At 67.3% G+C, this 15,921-nt stretch carries 19 protein-coding genes; 8 read left to right on the top strand and 11 right to left on the bottom strand.

The window, feature by feature from the left end; all coding sequences use genetic code 11:
• Positions 1-39 precede the first annotated feature (39 nt).
• The gene (locus ACWPN8_RS15015; RefSeq protein WP_109445848.1) at positions 40-477 is read right to left on the bottom strand and encodes a c-type cytochrome; all 438 of its coding nucleotides are present in this window, start codon (positions 475-477) and stop codon (positions 40-42) included.
• 383 nt (positions 478-860) lie between these two features.
• On the opposite strand from ACWPN8_RS15015, the gene ACWPN8_RS15010 reads away from it, so the two are divergent.
• Positions 861-2,066 (top strand): aspartate transaminase, encoded by a 1,206-nt coding sequence (locus tag ACWPN8_RS15010; RefSeq protein WP_109445846.1) that lies wholly within the window; start codon positions 861-863, stop codon positions 2,064-2,066.
• Positions 2,067-2,135: 69 nt separating this feature from the next.
• On the opposite strand, the gene ACWPN8_RS15005 is transcribed toward ACWPN8_RS15010, so the two are convergent.
• Complete coding sequence (locus tag ACWPN8_RS15005; protein WP_109445844.1) at positions 2,136-2,684, bottom strand: NADPH-dependent FMN reductase; 549 nt, start codon at positions 2,682-2,684, stop codon at positions 2,136-2,138.
• Between the two features lie 342 nt (positions 2,685-3,026).
• On the opposite strand from ACWPN8_RS15005, the gene ACWPN8_RS15000 reads away from it, so the two are divergent.
• The gene (locus tag ACWPN8_RS15000; protein WP_109445842.1) at positions 3,027-3,224 is read left to right on the top strand and encodes a hypothetical protein; all 198 of its coding nucleotides are present in this window, start codon (positions 3,027-3,029) and stop codon (positions 3,222-3,224) included.
• 92 nt (positions 3,225-3,316) lie between these two features.
• Here the strand turns inward: ACWPN8_RS15000 and ACWPN8_RS14995 are convergent, their stop codons facing one another.
• The gene (locus ACWPN8_RS14995) at positions 3,317-4,078 is read right to left on the bottom strand and encodes an SDR family NAD(P)-dependent oxidoreductase (RefSeq protein ID WP_492241272.1); all 762 of its coding nucleotides are present in this window, start codon (positions 4,076-4,078) and stop codon (positions 3,317-3,319) included.
• 187 nt (positions 4,079-4,265) lie between these two features.
• Here ACWPN8_RS14995 and ACWPN8_RS14990 point away from each other — a divergent pair, with 187 nt between their 5' ends.
• Positions 4,266-4,691 (top strand): YkvA family protein, encoded by a 426-nt coding sequence (locus ACWPN8_RS14990; RefSeq protein WP_492241271.1) that lies wholly within the window; start codon positions 4,266-4,268, stop codon positions 4,689-4,691.
• Here the strand turns inward: ACWPN8_RS14990 and ACWPN8_RS14985 are convergent.
• From ACWPN8_RS14985 to ACWPN8_RS14955, 7 genes are all read right to left on the bottom strand, one after another.
• Positions 4,688-5,629 (bottom strand): DMT family transporter, encoded by a 942-nt coding sequence (locus ACWPN8_RS14985; RefSeq protein WP_492241270.1) that lies wholly within the window; start codon positions 5,627-5,629, stop codon positions 4,688-4,690. The genes ACWPN8_RS14990 and ACWPN8_RS14985 overlap by 4 nt on opposite strands.
• Before the next feature lie 246 nt (positions 5,630-5,875).
• A complete protein-coding gene (locus tag ACWPN8_RS14980; protein ID WP_492241269.1) occupies positions 5,876-7,669 on the bottom strand; it encodes a sensor histidine kinase in 1,794 nt (597 codons plus the stop codon).
• 179 nt (positions 7,670-7,848) lie between these two features.
• On the bottom strand, positions 7,849-8,808 hold the full coding sequence (gene lhpI, locus ACWPN8_RS14975; protein WP_492241268.1) for a bifunctional Delta(1)-pyrroline-2-carboxylate/Delta(1)-piperideine-2-carboxylate reductase: 960 nt from the start codon (positions 8,806-8,808) through the stop codon (positions 7,849-7,851).
• 135 nt (positions 8,809-8,943) lie between these two features.
• Complete coding sequence (locus ACWPN8_RS14970; protein WP_492241267.1) at positions 8,944-9,345, bottom strand: lipopolysaccharide assembly protein LapA domain-containing protein; 402 nt, start codon at positions 9,343-9,345, stop codon at positions 8,944-8,946.
• A gap of 63 nt (positions 9,346-9,408) precedes the next feature.
• The gene (ihfB, locus tag ACWPN8_RS14965) at positions 9,409-9,690 is read right to left on the bottom strand and encodes an integration host factor subunit beta (protein WP_085090428.1); all 282 of its coding nucleotides are present in this window, start codon (positions 9,688-9,690) and stop codon (positions 9,409-9,411) included.
• 269 nt (positions 9,691-9,959) lie between these two features.
• The gene (locus tag ACWPN8_RS14960) at positions 9,960-11,234 is read right to left on the bottom strand and encodes a pentapeptide repeat-containing protein (protein ID WP_109445830.1); all 1,275 of its coding nucleotides are present in this window, start codon (positions 11,232-11,234) and stop codon (positions 9,960-9,962) included.
• Between the two features lie 6 nt (positions 11,235-11,240).
• Positions 11,241-12,194 (bottom strand): hypothetical protein, encoded by a 954-nt coding sequence (locus ACWPN8_RS14955; protein ID WP_492241266.1) that lies wholly within the window; start codon positions 12,192-12,194, stop codon positions 11,241-11,243.
• A gap of 280 nt (positions 12,195-12,474) precedes the next feature.
• Here ACWPN8_RS14955 and ACWPN8_RS14950 point away from each other — a divergent pair, with 280 nt between their 5' ends.
• From ACWPN8_RS14950 to ACWPN8_RS14940, 3 genes are all read left to right on the top strand, one after another.
• The gene (locus ACWPN8_RS14950) at positions 12,475-13,617 is read left to right on the top strand and encodes a Do family serine endopeptidase (RefSeq protein WP_492241265.1); all 1,143 of its coding nucleotides are present in this window, start codon (positions 12,475-12,477) and stop codon (positions 13,615-13,617) included.
• A gap of 70 nt (positions 13,618-13,687) precedes the next feature.
• A complete protein-coding gene (locus ACWPN8_RS14945; RefSeq protein ID WP_492241264.1) occupies positions 13,688-14,092 on the top strand; it encodes a hypothetical protein in 405 nt (134 codons plus the stop codon).
• On the top strand, positions 13,977-14,474 hold the full coding sequence (locus ACWPN8_RS14940) for a hypothetical protein (RefSeq protein WP_492241263.1): 498 nt from the start codon (positions 13,977-13,979) through the stop codon (positions 14,472-14,474). The genes ACWPN8_RS14945 and ACWPN8_RS14940 overlap by 116 nt, the downstream gene beginning before the upstream one ends.
• A 76-nt stretch (positions 14,475-14,550) precedes the next feature.
• Here ACWPN8_RS14940 and ACWPN8_RS14935 read toward each other — a convergent pair whose 3' ends face one another.
• Positions 14,551-14,802 (bottom strand): YMGG-like glycine zipper-containing protein, encoded by a 252-nt coding sequence (locus ACWPN8_RS14935; protein ID WP_492241262.1) that lies wholly within the window; start codon positions 14,800-14,802, stop codon positions 14,551-14,553.
• Positions 14,803-15,323: 521 nt separating this feature from the next.
• On the opposite strand from ACWPN8_RS14935, the gene ACWPN8_RS14930 reads away from it, so the two are divergent.
• Together ACWPN8_RS14930 and ACWPN8_RS14925 are read left to right on the top strand one after the other, a co-directional pair.
• A complete protein-coding gene (locus tag ACWPN8_RS14930) occupies positions 15,324-15,545 on the top strand; it encodes a hypothetical protein (RefSeq protein WP_492241261.1) in 222 nt (73 codons plus the stop codon).
• 150 nt (positions 15,546-15,695) lie between these two features.
• A complete protein-coding gene (locus ACWPN8_RS14925; protein WP_109096626.1) occupies positions 15,696-15,914 on the top strand; it encodes a hypothetical protein in 219 nt (72 codons plus the stop codon).
• Positions 15,915-15,921 lie beyond the last annotated feature (7 nt).

Genomic DNA, 15,921 nt, shown 5'->3' with positions numbered 1-15,921 from the left:
CACGCCGGTGGGGAAGGGCTTTTCCGTCAGCAGCACCGCTTATTCGGAGCGGTAACGCTGGTGGCAGGCCTTGCAGCTGTCAGCCATCGCGCCGAACGCCTTGGCCGTCGCAGCCTTGTCGCCGGAAGCGGCGGCAACCTTCAGGGCCTGCGCGGACGCCTGAAGGCCCTGCGCTTTGGCGGTGAAATCCGGGAAGTTGGCCCAGATCACTTCCTTGGCCGCGGTCTTGCCCTTGTCGGAGCCGGGCGGGAACAGGCTGGGGATTTTGGCGGCGAAGGCGTCGATGCGATCGGTGACCGGACCGATGGCGGCGAGGTCGCCCTTGCCCACCGCGTCCTTGATCTCGCCCATCGCCTTCTTGTAGTCCTCGAACCCGGCCTTGCGGGTCTGGATCACGTCCTGGGCCAGAGCAACGCCGCCGGTCAGCATCAGCGCGGCCGAGGCCGCAAGCACGATACGGGAAAACACGGTTCTCATCCCTTCGTTGAATTTTGTCCCCAACGCCAGACCTTACACACCGCAACGCCAAAGCTGTCAAGTGAAGCGGCCATGACGCTGCCGTGCCGTCATGGCGTTCATTTGTGCTGTAAGAAATAATGCTGCAAAGGGTCGGGTGCGGGATTTGCCGGGGCTGCGGGTCCGATCCGCGGACGGTTGGAAATACCCGCGGGCTCGGTCCGGTACAGCACAGCCACAGGGCGGAAAAACCGCCGAACCGCACGGCTTTCACCGGCCGACCGGCCTTGCAACCGGGGTAGAGCGCAAGTAAGGTCCGGCCTCGCGCCTTCCACCCGGAGGGGCAGGCGTCCCAACGACGTCTCCGCCACACCGTCTCTATAGCCCTGAGGGGGCCCATCGCCATGTCGATCATCGCGTCCCGCCTGTCCCGCATCAAGCCGTCGCCGACCATCGCCGTGACCAACAAAGCCCGCGAACTGAAAGCGGCCGGTCGCGACGTCATCGGCCTGGGTGCCGGCGAGCCGGACTTCGATACCCCCGACAACATCAAGGCCGCCGCCATCAAGGCGATCGAGTCCGGTGACACCAAATACACCGCGGTGGACGGCACGCCCGCTCTGAAGAAGGCGATCTGCGCCAAGTTCGAGCGCGAGAACGGCCTGAACTACACGCCGGAGCAGATCACCGTCGGCGTCGGCGGCAAGCAGGTGCTGTACAACGCCTTGATGGCGACGCTGAACCAGGGCGACGAGGTCATCATCCCGGCGCCCTATTGGGTCAGCTATCCGGACATGGTCGAGCTGGCGGAAGGCACGCCGGTCTTCGTCTCCTGCCCGGCCGAGCAGGGTTTCAAGCTACAGCCCGCCGAGCTGGAGAAGGCGATCACGCCGAAGACCAAGTGGCTGATCCTGAACTCACCGTCGAACCCGTCGGGCGCTGCCTACACCCGCGCCGAGATGAAGGCGCTGACCGACGTGCTGGTCAAGCACCCGCATGTCTGGGTGATGACCGACGACATGTACGAGCACCTGCTGTATGACGGCCTGGAGTTCGTCACCCCGGCCCAGGTCGAGCCGTCGCTGTACGACCGCACCCTGACCGTCAACGGCGTGTCGAAGTCCTATGCGATGACCGGCTGGCGCATCGGCTATGCCGGTGGCCCGAAGGAACTGATCAAGGCCATCGGCGTCATCCAGAGCCAGTCGACCTCCAACCCGACCTCCATCGCCCAGGCCGCCGCCGTAGAGGCGCTGAACGGTCCGCAGGACTTCATCAAGGAGCGTGGCGAGGCTTTCCGCCAGCGCCGCGACCTGGTGGTGTCGATGCTGAACCAGGCCAATGGCCTGCATTGCCCGAAGCCGGAAGGCGCCTTCTACGTCTATCCGTCCTGCGCCGGGACCATCGGCAAGACCACGCCGGACGGCAAGGTGATCGAGACCGATGAGGATTTCGTCACCTACCTGCTGGAGTCCGAAGGCGTCGCCGTCGTCCAGGGTTCGGCCTTCGGCCTCGCCCCGCACTTCCGCATCTCCTACGCGACCTCGACGGAAGCGCTGGAAGAGGCGTGCAAGCGCATCCAGCGCGCCTGCGGCAACCTGCGCGACTGATCGCGTCGGCAGGACCCGAACAAGGAAAAGGGCCGGCTCCGGAAGGGGCCGGCCCTTTTCCTTTGGGCGCTACTTTGCGGCGATCATCCTGTCGATGGCGCCAAGCGTGAATTTCAGCACCGCTTCGTCGGCCAGCTTGCCGTCCTTGATCTTCTCGCCGACGCCGCCGATCACGACCTGGGGGCCGCCCAGCAGCTTGGCCGGAAGCGCCAGCAGTGTGTCGTTCACCTGCTGGTGCGCCCGCACGCCGCCGGTGAAGGCGGGAGAGTTGGAAATCACCAGCACCGGCTTGCCGATCAGCGCCGACTTGCCATAGGGGCGCGAGGCCCAGTCCAGCGCGTTCTTCAGCACGCCCGGCATGCCGTAATTGTATTCCGGCGTGACGATGACCACGCCGTCGGCGTCGGCAATGGCCTGACGGAAGGCATGCACCTCCGCCGGGGCGTCCGGCGTGTCGATGTCCTGGTCGTAGAGCGGCAGGCGCAGGTCGCGGATGTCCATGCTGGCGCCGGCCGGCAGGGCGTCCTGCAGTCCGCGCAGGATGGCCAGCGAGTTGGAGTTGCTGCGCAGGCTGCCGGGCAGGCCCAGCAGTTTGGCACGCACCGTTGCATCGGTCATGAAGCGGTTGCCTTTCCTCTAATCTTCGATCTGTTTTCTTACGGGGAATTGCCGGTCCCGGTCCAGTCGATGGAGCCGTGGGACGGATCCGATGGCACTGAAACGGTCGGTTCAGGCCCCGCTTTCCAACAGGGCCAGCTTTTCCAACAGGTCATGCCCCCGTTGCCATCGGAGCAAGCCCGGAAGAGCGACGCATGCCGGCTGTGACCATCTTGGGCTGCGACTGTTGATTGGCTGGTTGACTACCCACTTAGAGGCCACACAAAGGGTAGGACGCGCCACCGGGCGCGGCCATCGGAGTCGGGCTTCGGTTCCGACGGATCGAAAAAATGGGGAGGCGACATGGCGACGCGGCGACTGGATCGGGACGATCACGTCCGGAAGCATCTGGCGCTGATGCTGCAGGAATGGCAGGAGATGACCGGCCGCGACATGGCGACCGCCACCGCCGACCAGCGGCTTCAGCACTGCACCACCCTGCTGATCGACCTGCTGGGCGAGGCGGAACGCGCTGACGAAGCCGCCATGGTGGAAGTCTGAGGGCATCGCCTCATCCCAAGGCACCACATCGACAGTTGCAGGAGCGGTCCCAACCCTGATGGAGGGAGCCGCCCCTGACCGATGCGATGTCCTTACTGGGGGGCCATGCGGATGGCGCCGTCCAGGCGGATGACATCACCGTTCAGCATCTCGTTCTCCAGGATATGCTGCACGAGGCGGGCATATTCCTCCGGCTTGCCGAAGCGCTTGGGGAAGGGGACGGTGGCGGCGAGGCTGTCCTGGACCTCCTGCGGCATGTTCAGCAGCATGGGCGTCCCGATCAGGCCGGGGGCCACCGTCATCACGCGGATGCCGTTGCGGGCGAGATCGCGGGCGGCGCAGATGGTCAGGGCGACGATGCCGCCTTTCGACGCGGCATAGGCGGCCTGCCCGATCTGCCCCTCATAGGCGGCGACCGAGGCGGTGTTGACGATCACGCCGCGCTCGCCGCTGTCCAACGGGTCCAGCTTGGCCATGTCGGCCGCAGCCAGCCGCAGGATGTTGAAGCTGCCGATCAAGTTGATCTCGATCACCGACCGGAAATTCTCCAGCGGCATCGGGCCATCGCGGCCGACGATGCGCTGGGCGGGCGCGATGCCGGCGCAGTTCACCGCGATGCGGGCCGGCCCATGGGCCGAGCGCGCCTGATCGAACGCCCGCTCGGCCGAAGCGCCGTCGGTCACGTCGCAGACAAGACCCAGCCCGCCGATCTCATGCGCGGTCTTCAGCACCGCGTCCTCGTTGACGTCCAGCACGGTCACCTTGGCGCCGAGCCCGGCCAGATGGCGCGCCGTCGCCGCTCCCATGCCCGAGGCGCCGCCAGTGACGATTGCGGACAGTCCCTGGATGTTCATGGCATCTCCTCCTTAATTGCGACCGGTCCGCGCATGGCGCCGGCCTTGTGTCCAACAGGATGCGATCGCACTTGTCGTTTACCAGATGGCCGCTGAACCATACCACACCGTATGGTGCGAGGCATCATGCCGACGCCGCGATCTTCCATCTGCGAACGGGCCAATTCCAAAAGGGAGTCTCGCGTCCATGACCGCATCGTCCGTCTCTCCCTCGCTTGGCCGCTCTCTGGACACCGGCACCGCGCTGGCGGTTTCCGATCCCGACCGGGTCGAGCGTGACGAACGGCTGGTCCGCCGCCGATTCTGGCGAAAGCTGCGGGCCAACCTGCATCGCGTCCCCTTTCTGGAGGAACTGCTGGCCGCCTATTTCTGCGCGACCGACCCGGCGACCCCATACCGGGCCAAGGCGATCCTGCTGGCGGCGCTGGCCTATTTCGTGCTGCCGGTGGACGCGGTGCCGGACTGGCTGCTGATCGCCGGCTTCACCGATGATGCCGCGGTGCTGGCAGCCGCCGTGCAGACCGTACGCGCCAACCTGACCCCTGGCCATTGGCTGCGGGCGAAGGAGACCCTGCGCGCCGAAAAGGGCGGAGAGACGGAAAGCGCCGGCTAGTTGGGCTTGGACTGCGCCATCTTGCGGCCGTCCGCCGCGTCGCGGTGCATGGTATAGAGGGCGGAGCCGGCGATCACCAGGGCACCCACCCAGCCCCACAAGTCCATGGTCTGACCGAAGACGATCCAGGCGACGATGGCGGTGAAGGGCAGCCGGGCATAATCGTATGGCATCATCGCCGAGGATTCGGCCAGCGACAGCGCCTTCGTCATCGCCAACTGCCCCAGTGTCAGCACGCCGCCCAGCAGCGCCAGCCAGCCCAGCGTGCTAAAGCTCGGCCAGGTCCAGACGAACAGCGCCGGCACCAGGGCCATCGGGGTCACCAGCAGACCGAGGAAGGTCACGATCACCGGAGAGCTGTCTTTCCGGCTGAGCAGCCGCATCTGCAGGACAGTGCCGGCCGCGGCGACGCAATGGACGAACAGGGCCAGAAAGGCCAGATCGATCGGCGCCGCCCCTGGCCTCAGCACGATGATCACGCCGATCAGGCCGGCGCAGACCGCGGCCCAGCGCCGTGGCCGCACCCGCTCGCCCAGGAGCAATGCCGCCCCCGCCGCCACGAACAGCGGGATGGCGAAGCTGACCGCCGTCGCGGTGGGCAGCGGGATTTGGGAGATGGCGTAGAACCAGGCGCTCATGGCGCAGAGCGTGGTCAGCGCCCGCGTCACATAAGGTCCGAGCCGCCGTTCCGCCAGCACCGCCCGGCAGGCGGGCGCACCGGCCGTCAGTGCCCAGGGCAGCATCCACAGCAGGCTGAACAGGTTGCGGAAGAACACGACCTCAAGCGGGTCCATCACCGTCGAGGCCCACCGCACCGCCGTGTTGCCGATTCCGAACAGCAGTGCCGACAGCAGCATGAAGCCGGCGCCGAGCAGAAGCCGGTTGGACGGCGCCCGCAGGCGGGGGGCAGCGTCCATGGAAGAGGCGGAGACGGTCACGGTCATCGTCCCTGGCAAGCCGTTGGCGGATGGTCCGGTCCGACTCGCGGAAGGCCGTTAGCGCAAACATGGATCCGTCAGGACCATCTGCGGTCGGACCACCCGCGGCCAGTGCCGTGACAGCGATCCTCCGAAGGAAATCTCGCCAGCGCAAGCAAAATACGGGAATGAGACGTTATTATACTCCCGTATGACGAGTGGTGGTTCGGAAGTTGCGAAGTTCGGCCTCTTTCTCGGTAGGATGGCTTATTCCGGGATACCACCAGCGGCGAAGCGGTGCGGCAGGCTGACCGTGAAGCGCACCCCGGGATCGGCGTTCTCTATCGACAGGATGGCGTCCAACTGTTTGGACAGGGTGTGGATCAGCCGCATGCCCAGGCTGCGGCTGCGGCGCCAGTCGAAATCGGGCGGCAAGCCGACACCGCGGTCGCCGACGATCATCTGCAAGGTCTCACCGTCCCGCCGCAGCCCGACGACGATGACGTTCGTGTCTTCCGGGGCTCGGTCAGCAGCATCGGCCTGCGATGCGGCCGCCATGCCGACCACGGTGGAGGCAAGCGGCCGGTAGGCGTGCTTGATGGCGTTCATCACCAGTTCGTTGGCAAGCAGGCCCAACTGCACCGCATGGTCGGTCGGCACCTCCACCGGCTCAACCACCAATTCCAGCCGCCAGTTGCCGCCTTCGGAGCGGGCGGAGCGCTCCAACTCCCGGCACAGCTCGGTCAGATAGTCGTGAAAGGGGATGAAATGGACGTCGTCCACGCGGTAGAGCAGACGGTGGATGTCGGCGATGGCCTGGACGCGGCGTCCGGCTTCCAGCAGATGCTCGCTCAGCTGCGCATCGCCGACCGCCTGCCCCTGAAGGCTCAGCAGGCTGGAGACCACCTGCAGGCTGTTCTTGATGCGGTGGTTGGCCTCGCGCATCAGCAAATCCTTCTGCGCCAGCACCGCGTCGCGCTCACCGATGGTCCGCTCCAGCGAGGCGGTGCGGTCGCGCACCCGCCGCTCCAGTTCGCGCTGAACCTGACGGGCGGCACCGGCCTGCCGGAAGCCGAAGACCGAGAGGGCGGCCAGCGCCATGGCCGCCGCCGCCGCCAAACCGGCATAGGGCGCGATCAACCGCTGCCAGGACGCCAGAATCGGTGCCAGATCCAGCCGGACCACCACATGGACGGGCCAGCTGTCGACCCGGCGATGGGCGACGATGGTGGCGCCGTCCCGGGCGACGCCGCCGTCCGGCTCGACCTCGATTGCCCGGCGGGCGGTGTCGGACAGCGGGGCGGGCTCGGCGGACCTGTCGGGCTCGCGCACCAAAACGTCGAGGTTGCCGGCCCGCACCAGAACGGTCACCGGCTCGTGCGGGAGGTCCAATTCCTTGTAGAAGCCCGACAGATAGGACGGATCGATGGTGACGGAGGCGATGCCGCGGAAGCCACCATCCGGTTCGGACAGCCGGCGGCTGAGCAGGAAGGTGGCCTTGTTGGTCACCCGGCCGATGATACGGGGCCCGACATGGGGCTGGTCGAGCAGGCGGCCCTGCTGCGCGTTGCGCTGATGGAACAGGAAGATCTCGCGGTCGGACGCATCGGAATAGGGTGCCGGGAAGGCTGCCGTCGTCAGCCGCAGCAGCCCCGTCGCATCGTTCAGCCAGATGGCGTCCAGGAAGGGCAGCCGGGCGCGCTGGGCGTTCAGCTTGTCCCACAGGGCGCGCGACTGTGCGACCTCGGCCCAGGGCCGTCCGGCGCTTTCCTGGGCGGCGTATTCCACCAGCAGGTCTGCGGCATCGAACAGGCGGGCGGCATGTTCCGCCAGGACACGGACGGCTGCCCGCGCGCGTTCCTGTGCCCCATCGATCGCCCGTTCGCGCGACTGCACCCCGACGACCACGGTGACGACGGCGAGGAACAGGAAGCCGCAGGCGGCCAGCCAGCCGATGGCGGCCTCCAGCCTCGGCTTGCGGAAAGGCAGCGAACCGTCCGCAGCAATGCGTTCGGAACCGGTGGACTCGTCGGAAAGCGGGGGGAGGGCAGGGCCATTCAATCGGCCGTTCCTTATCCTTCGATGCGGATCGCCATGCAGGTTGTCGGGCAGATGGGCGGAATCGTCGAATAGTAGCGCAGGGTTGGCTGCCCGTAACCTTATCTTTCGTAGACTCAAGGTTACGCTTGGCTCCGGCAAGACCGGCTCGGCAACTGAAGCGATTCAATGATCGAACGGCTTCAGCGGATCGAATCGTTGTGCAGCACCATCTCCGTCGCCAGCCGGGCGGCGCACAGGTCGGCCAGGGCGGTGCCCACCGACTTGAACAGGGTGATCTGGTCGTAGAAACGCCGGCCGGCCCGTTCGCCGCGGCCGAGTTCGAACAGGTCGCCGGCGATGTCGTCGGACGTCAGCACGCCTGAGGCCACCGGCTGTGCGATGTCGCCGGCCTCGGCCGGCGTGCGGTCGCGGCAATCGACGAAGACGCGCGCGCGGCGGATGCACTCGTCATCGACCTCCCGCATCTCCGGCGTCACGCCGCCCAGCAGGTCCAGATGCTGGCCCGGCTGCAGCCAGTCGCCGCGGATCAGCGGGCTGTGCGACGCGGTGGCGCAGACGACGATGTCGGCGCCACGCACCGCCCCTTCGAGGTCGGCAGTCGCCTCGATGCGGAATTTCGGCCTGTGGAAACGGGCGGCAAGCTTGCGGGCCTTCTGCGGATCTCGCCCCCAGACCAGCACATGGCGGAGCGGCCTCACCGCGGTATGCGCCTCCACCAGTTCCAGGGCCAGCGGACCGGTGCCGACCACCAGCATCCGGTCGGCGTCCGGCCGCGCCAGATAGGAGGCGGCGAGTGCGGAGGATGCGGCACCGCTGCGCCGGCCGAGCGCAGTGGAGGAGTCCATCAGAACCTGGGGCACACCGGTCTTGCCGTCGACCAGCAGATAGACGCCCTGCGTCCGCGGCAGGTCACTGCCGGCATTGTCGGGAAAGACGGTGTCGATGCGCAGCCCGATCGCCTGATTGACCTGCCAGGCGGGGGCAAGCAGCAGTGCGGCGTCGCTGGCGCCATAGGTCTCGACCCGATGGCGGTGAGCCGGCGGAGCTTCCACGCCGGCGCGAAAGGTCTGCCGCAGGCGTTCGACCAGCATGCGGTGGTGCAGAACGGATCGAAGCTCGGCGCCGCTGACGGTGCGCATGGAACCCCCTCCCGCCGGCCGGCATCGCGTTCCGCCCCGATGGAAAGGGGCGGAACCCCTGAACCGATGATCAATCGATGGTCTTGGCCGACGGTTCAGGCCGACGGTTCCGACCGATGAGGCCCAGTGTGACGTTCAGTGAACGGTCGGCGCGCTGCCCTGGGCGGCCGCGACCGGCAGGGTGGAGCCGGGCAGTGTGCCCGAAACCGGGCCGGAAACCGGACGGGTGCTTTCGGCCAGACGCTTCTCGGCCGCGGCGGCGCGGGCCTGCGCCTCCTTCAGTTCACGCTCCAGATACAGCACGCGGTTGCCCTCGCGGCGGGCCCGGCGGCGATGGCGGCGCTGGCTGTTCCAGACGATGAAGCCGCCGGCAACGAAGCCCACCACCAGCGCGATCAGCGTGGCCAGATACACCTGCGTTTCGAGCGTGAAGGGCAGCGGCCACAGCGACAGGGTCACGATACCGCGGTTGGAGATCGCGAACAGGATCGCGACGAGGGCCACGGGAATGGTGACGATCCAGGAAAGATGGCGCAAGGCTAAGGTTCCTTGAGAGTGATACGGCCGGAATACGGCGCTGGGACAGGGCCGGGCCGGCGCTCACTCCGTGTTCAGACGCTCGCGAAGCTGCTTGCCGGTCTTGAAGAAAGGAATGCATTTCTCGCCGACGTCAACCGATTCCCCGGTCCGGGGGTTGCGACCCGTGCGCGCGTCCCGCTTCTTGATGGAGAAGGCGCCGAAGCCGCGCAGCTCCACCCGGTCGCCCCGCGCCAGCGCCTCGGTGATCTCGTCGAAGATGGTGCCGACGATCTTTTCGATGTCGCGCTGGTACAGGTGCGGGTTCCGCTCCGCCAGCCGTTGGATCAGTTCCGACTTGGTCATGACCGTTGACGTTCCCCCATCAGATGCGGGCACATTTTGGTCGGATTGCGCCGCGCTTGGACAGCAGCGTGCCACCGGGCGAATAAGGCGTCAAGCCCCACCCGCGGTGCTAAGCCGTTACGACACAATCGTTTTTCTGAACGGTGGAAAGTGTTTTGCCACCAAAGACCCTGTTCCTTCCAGGGCGCGCGGCGGCAATCTCCGGCATGGATCGTGACGGAAATTTGAAAGCAATCAACGGCTTCGCGAAAGAAAACCCGTGAACCGGCTCAGGCTCCGCTCAGCCGCGTCCCTTCCAGGATGGCGCCCTCCAGCACCGCCGACGAGCGGTCGCAGCCGGTCAGGTCGGCCAGGGTCAGGTCGCTGCCCTTCAGGTTGGTCTGGGCCAGCGAGGCGCCGGCCAGCCGCGCCCGCACCAGCGATGCGCGCATCACCTTGGCGCCGGCGCTGACCAGCAGCATGCCCAGATTGGCTCCATCCAGCCGGCTGTCGATCAGGATGGCGCGGTCCAGCTTCACCCCGCGCAGGTCGGCGCGGCTGAGATCGGCGGACCGCAGGTCGGCACCGTCGAATTGGGCGGCCTGCAACTGGGCGCCGTTCAGCCGGGCGTGGCGCAGCCGGGCGCCGCTGCCCTTGGCCAGCGTCAGGATCTTGCCCGTCAGGTCCGCCCCTTCCAGGTTCAGCCCGGTCAGGTCGAGCTGGCAGCCCTGCTTGCCGCTGGTGCCAAGCCAGATCATGTGCTGGCGCAGCATGCTGTCCAGCTGGTCCACCGGCAGGGCCGGCAGTTCGTCTGCGACGGATTCCTCCGGTTCGGGCTCTGCCGCCGGGGCTTGGAGCGGTGCCTGCCGGGCAGCAACGGCCTGCTCGTCGGTGCGGATCGCCTGTTCCAGGCCATCGGCATCCAGGCTCGCCCCCTCCAGGATGGCGCCGCGCAGGTCGGAGCCGTTGAGGTCGGCGCCGCGCAGGTCGGCACCGGAGAAGTTGGCCCCGCGCAGGTCGGTGCGATCCAGCCGGGCGCCGGACAGCCGGGTGTTGGTGAAGTCCGCCGCCTGGGCGAAGCTGCCCGACAGCTTGGCCCGCGCCATGTCGGCGTTGGTCAGGCGGGCCGACGCCATGTCGGCGGGACCGGGATCGAAGCCCACCACCTTCAGTTCGCCGGCGCTGTTGCGGTTGACCATGCTGCCGTCGCGCAGGTCGACCTCCACCATGGTGGCGCCGTCGAGCTTGGCGCCGCGCACGTTGGCGCCGCGCATGTCGGTGCGGAACAGCCGCGCCTCCGACAGGTCGGCCCCGCGCAGGTCGGCGCCATAGAGGTCTGCATGGTCCAGCACGGTGCCGCGCAGGTCCGCGTCGCGCAGGATGGCGCCGGCCAGATGGGCGCCCGTCAGGTTACGGCCGGCCAGCGACAGGCCGGACAGGTCGAAGAAGGGCAGGTTGGCGCGGGCGCCGTTCGGACGCCCCTCGGCGAATCGGACATGACGCTCGCACACACGGTCGAGCTGGTCCTGGGTCAGTCGGATGCGGGATTTGCCGTCTTGCGCCATGGCCGGTCACGCGAACAAGGCGTCGATGTCGGCCTGCGAGATCCCGCCGCCGCCGGAATCGGCAGGCGGAGGCGGGGGCGGAGGCGGCTTCGCGACAGGAGGCGGGGGCGGGGGTGGCGGGGGTGGCGGCGGGGGTGGGGAAGGCTCCACATCGGCTGGCAGCGGCTCTGCCCGCTCGGCCACCCCCGGCACGCTGTCGAACAGCGCGTCGATGGCGTCCTGGCTGACCTCCGGACCGCCCAGTTGAGGACCGTTCAGCAGATGCGCGTCCGGCCGGGTGTCGCCCAGCTTGCGGTGCGAGGACACTTCGCCCGACGCATGCTGCTGGGGATCGGCGACGGCCAGCCGCTCGACGCCCCAGATCTCGATCATCGTGTTCACGCGCTCTTCGATGTAGCGCAGAGTGTTGACGACTTTGGTGGTGCGCTGGCCGGTGATGTCCTGGAAGGAACAGGCGGTCATGATCTCGATGCACCATGCCTCGACCGCGTCGATCCGTTCGGCCAGATCGTCGTCGTCGCGCGGGATCGACATGGTGATTTCCTGAATCTTCTCCGTCGCGTTCAGGATGTCGGTGGTGGCGCGTTCGGTGGCGGCGACGATCTCGTCCAGTTCGCCGGTCGCCGCCTCGATGCGGTTGGACCCGGTGTCGGTCGCCTTCAGGGCCGCGATGTCGCTGCGCGCCTCGCGCACCACCTGGGTGATGGCGGTCAGCTCCTGCTGGATGCGCGGATCCTCGCCGGAGGCGAAGGCCGTGAAGGCGCTGGAGGATGTGCCGCTCAGCCGGTCGACCTGGGTGCACAGCTTGTCCACCAGCCGGTGAAACTCGTCGGAGGCGACGACGCGGCTGCGCCGGTCGCGCATGCGCAGGAAAGCCCGCCCCCGCGCGGTCTGCGACAGGGCCTCTTCCATCTGCAGATACTCTTGCTCGGTCAGTTCGAGCAGTGACCCGCCGCTCATAGCGCTCAACCCGTTCCTCGACAGCCGCGCCTTCCCGGCATCTCCGGGGCCACGCCGACCGTCGTCCTATACCACCGTATTTCTTTACCGGGAGTTTCCGACGCCACCACGGTATCATCGATGCAGCGGATTTGGCGGACAGGGCACGGCCATGGAGGCGGGCTTGGCTCTGAAGGCCGTCGGTCGGCCGACAGGCTTGAACAGACTTCGTTTTTATCCCAAATCAGCCCGATCGATGGCCATCTCGCCTTAGAAATTCCCAAAAGGAAAGGAACAGTCCATGAAGACGGCGGCGCGTCCGGTGATGTTTGCGGCGGCGGTCGGGATCGCGGCGCTGACCGGCGGCGCGCTGGTGGCACCCGCCGACTCGGCGCTGGGCCGGATCGGTTCCGCCATCGGCCTCGGGGCCTCGCCGGCCGAAGCGGCGCTGCCCCTGGGTGCGGTGGGCGGCGGCACCATCGCCCCGATGCTGGAGCAGGTGACGCCGGCCGTGGTGAACATCTCGGTGCTGAGCCAGGCGCCCCAGGCTGAAAACCCGCTGCTGCGCGACCCGTTCTTCCGTCGCTTCTTCAACCTTCCCGACCAGATGCCGCAGTCCAAGCCGCAGGTCAGCGCCGGGTCGGGCGTGATCATCGATGCCCGCAACGGCTATGTCGTCACCAACAACCATGTGGTGGAGAACGCGCAGGAGATCGCGGTCACCCTGAAGGACCGCCGCCGCCTGCGCGCCAAGCTGATCGGCCGCGACGCCGCCACCGACATTGCGCTTCTGCAGATCAAGGCCGACGGGCTGGCCGCGCTGTCCATCGGCGATTCGGACCGCACCAAAGTCGGCGATTTCGTCGTCGCCATCGGCAACCCGTTCGGACTGGGGCAGACGGTGACCTCCGGCATCGTCTCGGCAACGGGGCGCAGCGGGTTGAAGATCGAAGGCTACGAGGACTTCATCCAGACCGACGCCTCGATCAACCCGGGCAACTCCGGCGGCGCCCTGGTCAATTTCCAGGGCGAGCTGATCGGCATCAACACCGCCATCATTGGCCCGGCCGGCGGCTCGGTCGGCATCGGCTTCGCGGTGCCGGTCAGCATCGTCCGGTCGGTGGTGGAACAGCTGCGCGAATATGGCGAGGTTCGCCGCGGCCGGCTGGGCGTCGCCATCCAGGACCTGACTCCCGATCTTGCGGAGAGCATGAGCCTGAAGGGCGACGAGGGCGCGCTGATCGCCAAGATCGAGCGCGGATCGCCGGCGGACAGCGGCGGCCTGCGCAGCGGCGACGTGGTGATCGCGGTCGATGGGCGGCCGGTGCGCAGCGCCACCGATTTCCGCAACCGCATCGGCCTTCTGCGCGTCGGCACGCCGGTGCAGTTGACGGTGATGCGCGAGGGCGGGCAAAAGTCGGTCACCGTCCGAACCCAGCGTTGACTCCACCCCAGCGTTGCCCCCCAAAGTTGGCCAAAGTGAATAGACCGTCGAGGATCCACCCCGTACCGGCATGATGCGTTCAAACCCTCCCCGCCGCCCGGCCGCTCCGCCGGCGCCCACGCCCGGCCGCAGCGCGGCCCAGCGGCAGCGCGAGATCGCGACGCTGCTGATGCGGCTCGACGCCATGCTGAAGCAGTCGGCCGAACTGGCCCAGACGGCGCGCGAGCGGGTGTCGGTCGGCGGGCTGGCCCGCTATCGCCGTTTCAGCCGGCGGGTGCGCGACTTCTTTGCGCTGGCCGCCCTGACCCAGGAGCGGCTGGACGCCGCGCCGGAGGAGATGGAGGATTCTGATCGACCCCATGACCACCGCGCTGGAGCGTCTGCACGCCCGCATGGTGGTCCAGTTCGTGGAGGGCAGCGCCGCCTTCTTCGCCAGCTTCGCGCGGGTGAAGGCCCTGCCCATCGGCACCCATGAGATGTGCGGCGTGGAGCTGCGCGGCGTCCTGGAAATCCGCAAGTTCCTGGACGACCCGCTCTATGAGGGGGAGCGCGGGCAGGCCCTGCGCGGCGAGGCCGACCGCATCGCCGCCCTGATCCGGCGGGTGATGGACCGCATTCCGCCGTTGCCCGATTTCGGCGACGAACCCAGCATCGGCCCGCGCGGCACGCTGAACAGTCCGCTGAAGGGCCCCAACGCCCATCTGCCGCCCGGCCGCGCCGCCGCCCGCCCGTCTGCCGACCGCTTGGCCGCCGCCCGTCCGGGCGGCATGCCGCCGGTTGCCCCGCCGGCCCCGAACCCGAGCACCGAGGTTCGCTCGCTCAGCCTCGACCAGTTCGAGGACGACGAGGAAGATTAGGGAGGGGAGGGGCCAAATCGGCCATCCTGCCCCCTCGGTATCCTTTGGGGCGTCCTCTGGTCCGCGCCCTGCGCGCTCAGCGCCGGTGCCTGCCCTCGTCCGCCGTCAAGGCGCCGACTGCCGCGCCGGCGGCACCGCCCAGCAATCCGCCATAGACGGCACTGCCGCCGGTGACTGCACCGATGGCTGCCCCGCCGGCTGCGCCGATGGCGCCGCCGGTCAGCGCGCGGTTCTCGCGATGGTTCAGGTTCGAACAGCCGCCGAGCAGGGTCGCGCCGATCAGCAGCGCCATCGCCCCGGTGGAGAATGTCCGCATGGTGGTCTTCATCGGTCTCTTCCTTCAAACACAGGCACGTCGATAAGCCGGCCGCCACCCTGCCGTCAGGCCGGGAACAGGCGGTCAAGCTTATGTTTGGTGAGTGAAGCCGGTCCTTGCTGTGACCATTTCGGGGTATCGATCTCATCCGGTCAGGGGGTTCCACTCCTTTTGGAATGCGAGCGGTACGGAAGGTTGGGCGGATGTGCGGCATGGCGCCATGCGGGGCAGCGTGTACGCCGATTCCGGCATCCGACCCGAGAAATAACAATAATAATATTATGGTTAACAAATGGTGTGGTAAGACCACGTAAATTGTGTACGGGCGTTTACAAATGGTCTGAGATTTTACGATCAAAAATTCTTGTGAATTGGGCAGGAAACCCTTTAGGACCTCATTCATTATCCCTTGGGGAAAACTGAGTTCGGCTCCTGCTGCGGGCGTGCAGACGTCCAATGCCGAAAGGCCGACACCGGGAAGACCAGAGATGACAATCGACGACAGCGATTTAGACAGGAACCGACCGCTCCGCTTGCCATCCGACTCTCCGATGGGGCGGATCGTCGAGATGGCGTTCAGCGGCCTGTGGGTGATTCGGCAGCGAGGCGTCTTGGCGGAGGTCGGCGGACGGCTCTACTGGCCCGACCGCGCTTCGCTGGAGCAGGCCGCCGCGCGGGCCGGCATTCCGCTGTCCGCCGATGTCGTGCACACCGGCTGTCTCGACACCGGCTGCTTCGACCCCGGCCGCCGCTAGCCGGCCACCGATGGGGATGGTCCATTCACCTTCCGGGGGATGGAACAACAACGAACGGACAGTTGCACAGGCGACAGGCTGCTCCCAATATCCGGAGGATCGGCAAAGGTCAGAACCGGCCGTCCCGCAATCTCCGTTTCATTGGGGCCTATGGAAGACATCGACCGCCAAAGAGCGCTTGCCTATTTCGAAAGGCTGGGAAAAGAGCGGGTTCGACTCTATACCGCCATCGACTGCGACCGCTTTCTCGGTGACTGGCAGGTCCGTGAATTGGCCGATCAATGGCTTGATGCCAAGAATGCCGAAGACGGGTCGCGCCAGTTGGGATGGCCGCTGCTGCGGCGGCTGCTGTCCAACCGCCGCCCCTGATCCCAGT

The sequence above is a fragment of the Azospirillum sp. UENF 112521 genome, from assembly GCF_058780665.1.
Note: the sequence above shows the minus strand (reverse complement) of the source record. Positions and strands in the feature narration are given on the sequence as shown.

Bases quoted from the DNA above. Each gene is read 5' to 3' on its own strand.
- ACWPN8_RS15010 (WP_109445846.1), top strand. From the start codon at position 861: ATGTCGATCATCGCGTCCCGCCTGTCCCGCATCAAGCCGTCGCCGACC.
- ACWPN8_RS14955 (WP_492241266.1), bottom strand. From the start codon at position 12,194: ATGAGCGGCGGGTCACTGCTCGAACTGACCGAGCAAGAGTATCTGCAG.
- ACWPN8_RS15005 (WP_109445844.1), bottom strand. From the start codon at position 2,684: ATGACCGATGCAACGGTGCGTGCCAAACTGCTGGGCCTGCCCGGCAGC.
- ihfB (WP_085090428.1), bottom strand. From the start codon at position 9,690: ATGACCAAGTCGGAACTGATCCAACGGCTGGCGGAGCGGAACCCGCAC.
- ACWPN8_RS14945 (WP_492241264.1), top strand. From the start codon at position 13,688: ATGATGCGTTCAAACCCTCCCCGCCGCCCGGCCGCTCCGCCGGCGCCC.
- ACWPN8_RS14995 (WP_492241272.1), bottom strand. From the start codon at position 4,078: ATGAACATCCAGGGACTGTCCGCAATCGTCACTGGCGGCGCCTCGGGC.
- ACWPN8_RS14950 (WP_492241265.1), top strand. From the start codon at position 12,475: ATGAAGACGGCGGCGCGTCCGGTGATGTTTGCGGCGGCGGTCGGGATC.
- ACWPN8_RS14925 (WP_109096626.1), top strand. From the start codon at position 15,696: ATGGAAGACATCGACCGCCAAAGAGCGCTTGCCTATTTCGAAAGGCTG.
- lhpI (WP_492241268.1), bottom strand. From the start codon at position 8,808: ATGCGCACCGTCAGCGGCGCCGAGCTTCGATCCGTTCTGCACCACCGC.
- ACWPN8_RS14940 (WP_492241263.1), top strand. From the start codon at position 13,977: ATGACCACCGCGCTGGAGCGTCTGCACGCCCGCATGGTGGTCCAGTTC.
- ACWPN8_RS14960 (WP_109445830.1), bottom strand. From the start codon at position 11,234: ATGGCGCAAGACGGCAAATCCCGCATCCGACTGACCCAGGACCAGCTC.
- ACWPN8_RS14990 (WP_492241271.1), top strand. From the start codon at position 4,266: ATGACCGCATCGTCCGTCTCTCCCTCGCTTGGCCGCTCTCTGGACACC.
- ACWPN8_RS15015 (WP_109445848.1), bottom strand. From the start codon at position 477: ATGAGAACCGTGTTTTCCCGTATCGTGCTTGCGGCCTCGGCCGCGCTG.
- ACWPN8_RS14935 (WP_492241262.1), bottom strand. From the start codon at position 14,802: ATGAAGACCACCATGCGGACATTCTCCACCGGGGCGATGGCGCTGCTG.
- ACWPN8_RS15000 (WP_109445842.1), top strand. From the start codon at position 3,027: ATGGCGACGCGGCGACTGGATCGGGACGATCACGTCCGGAAGCATCTG.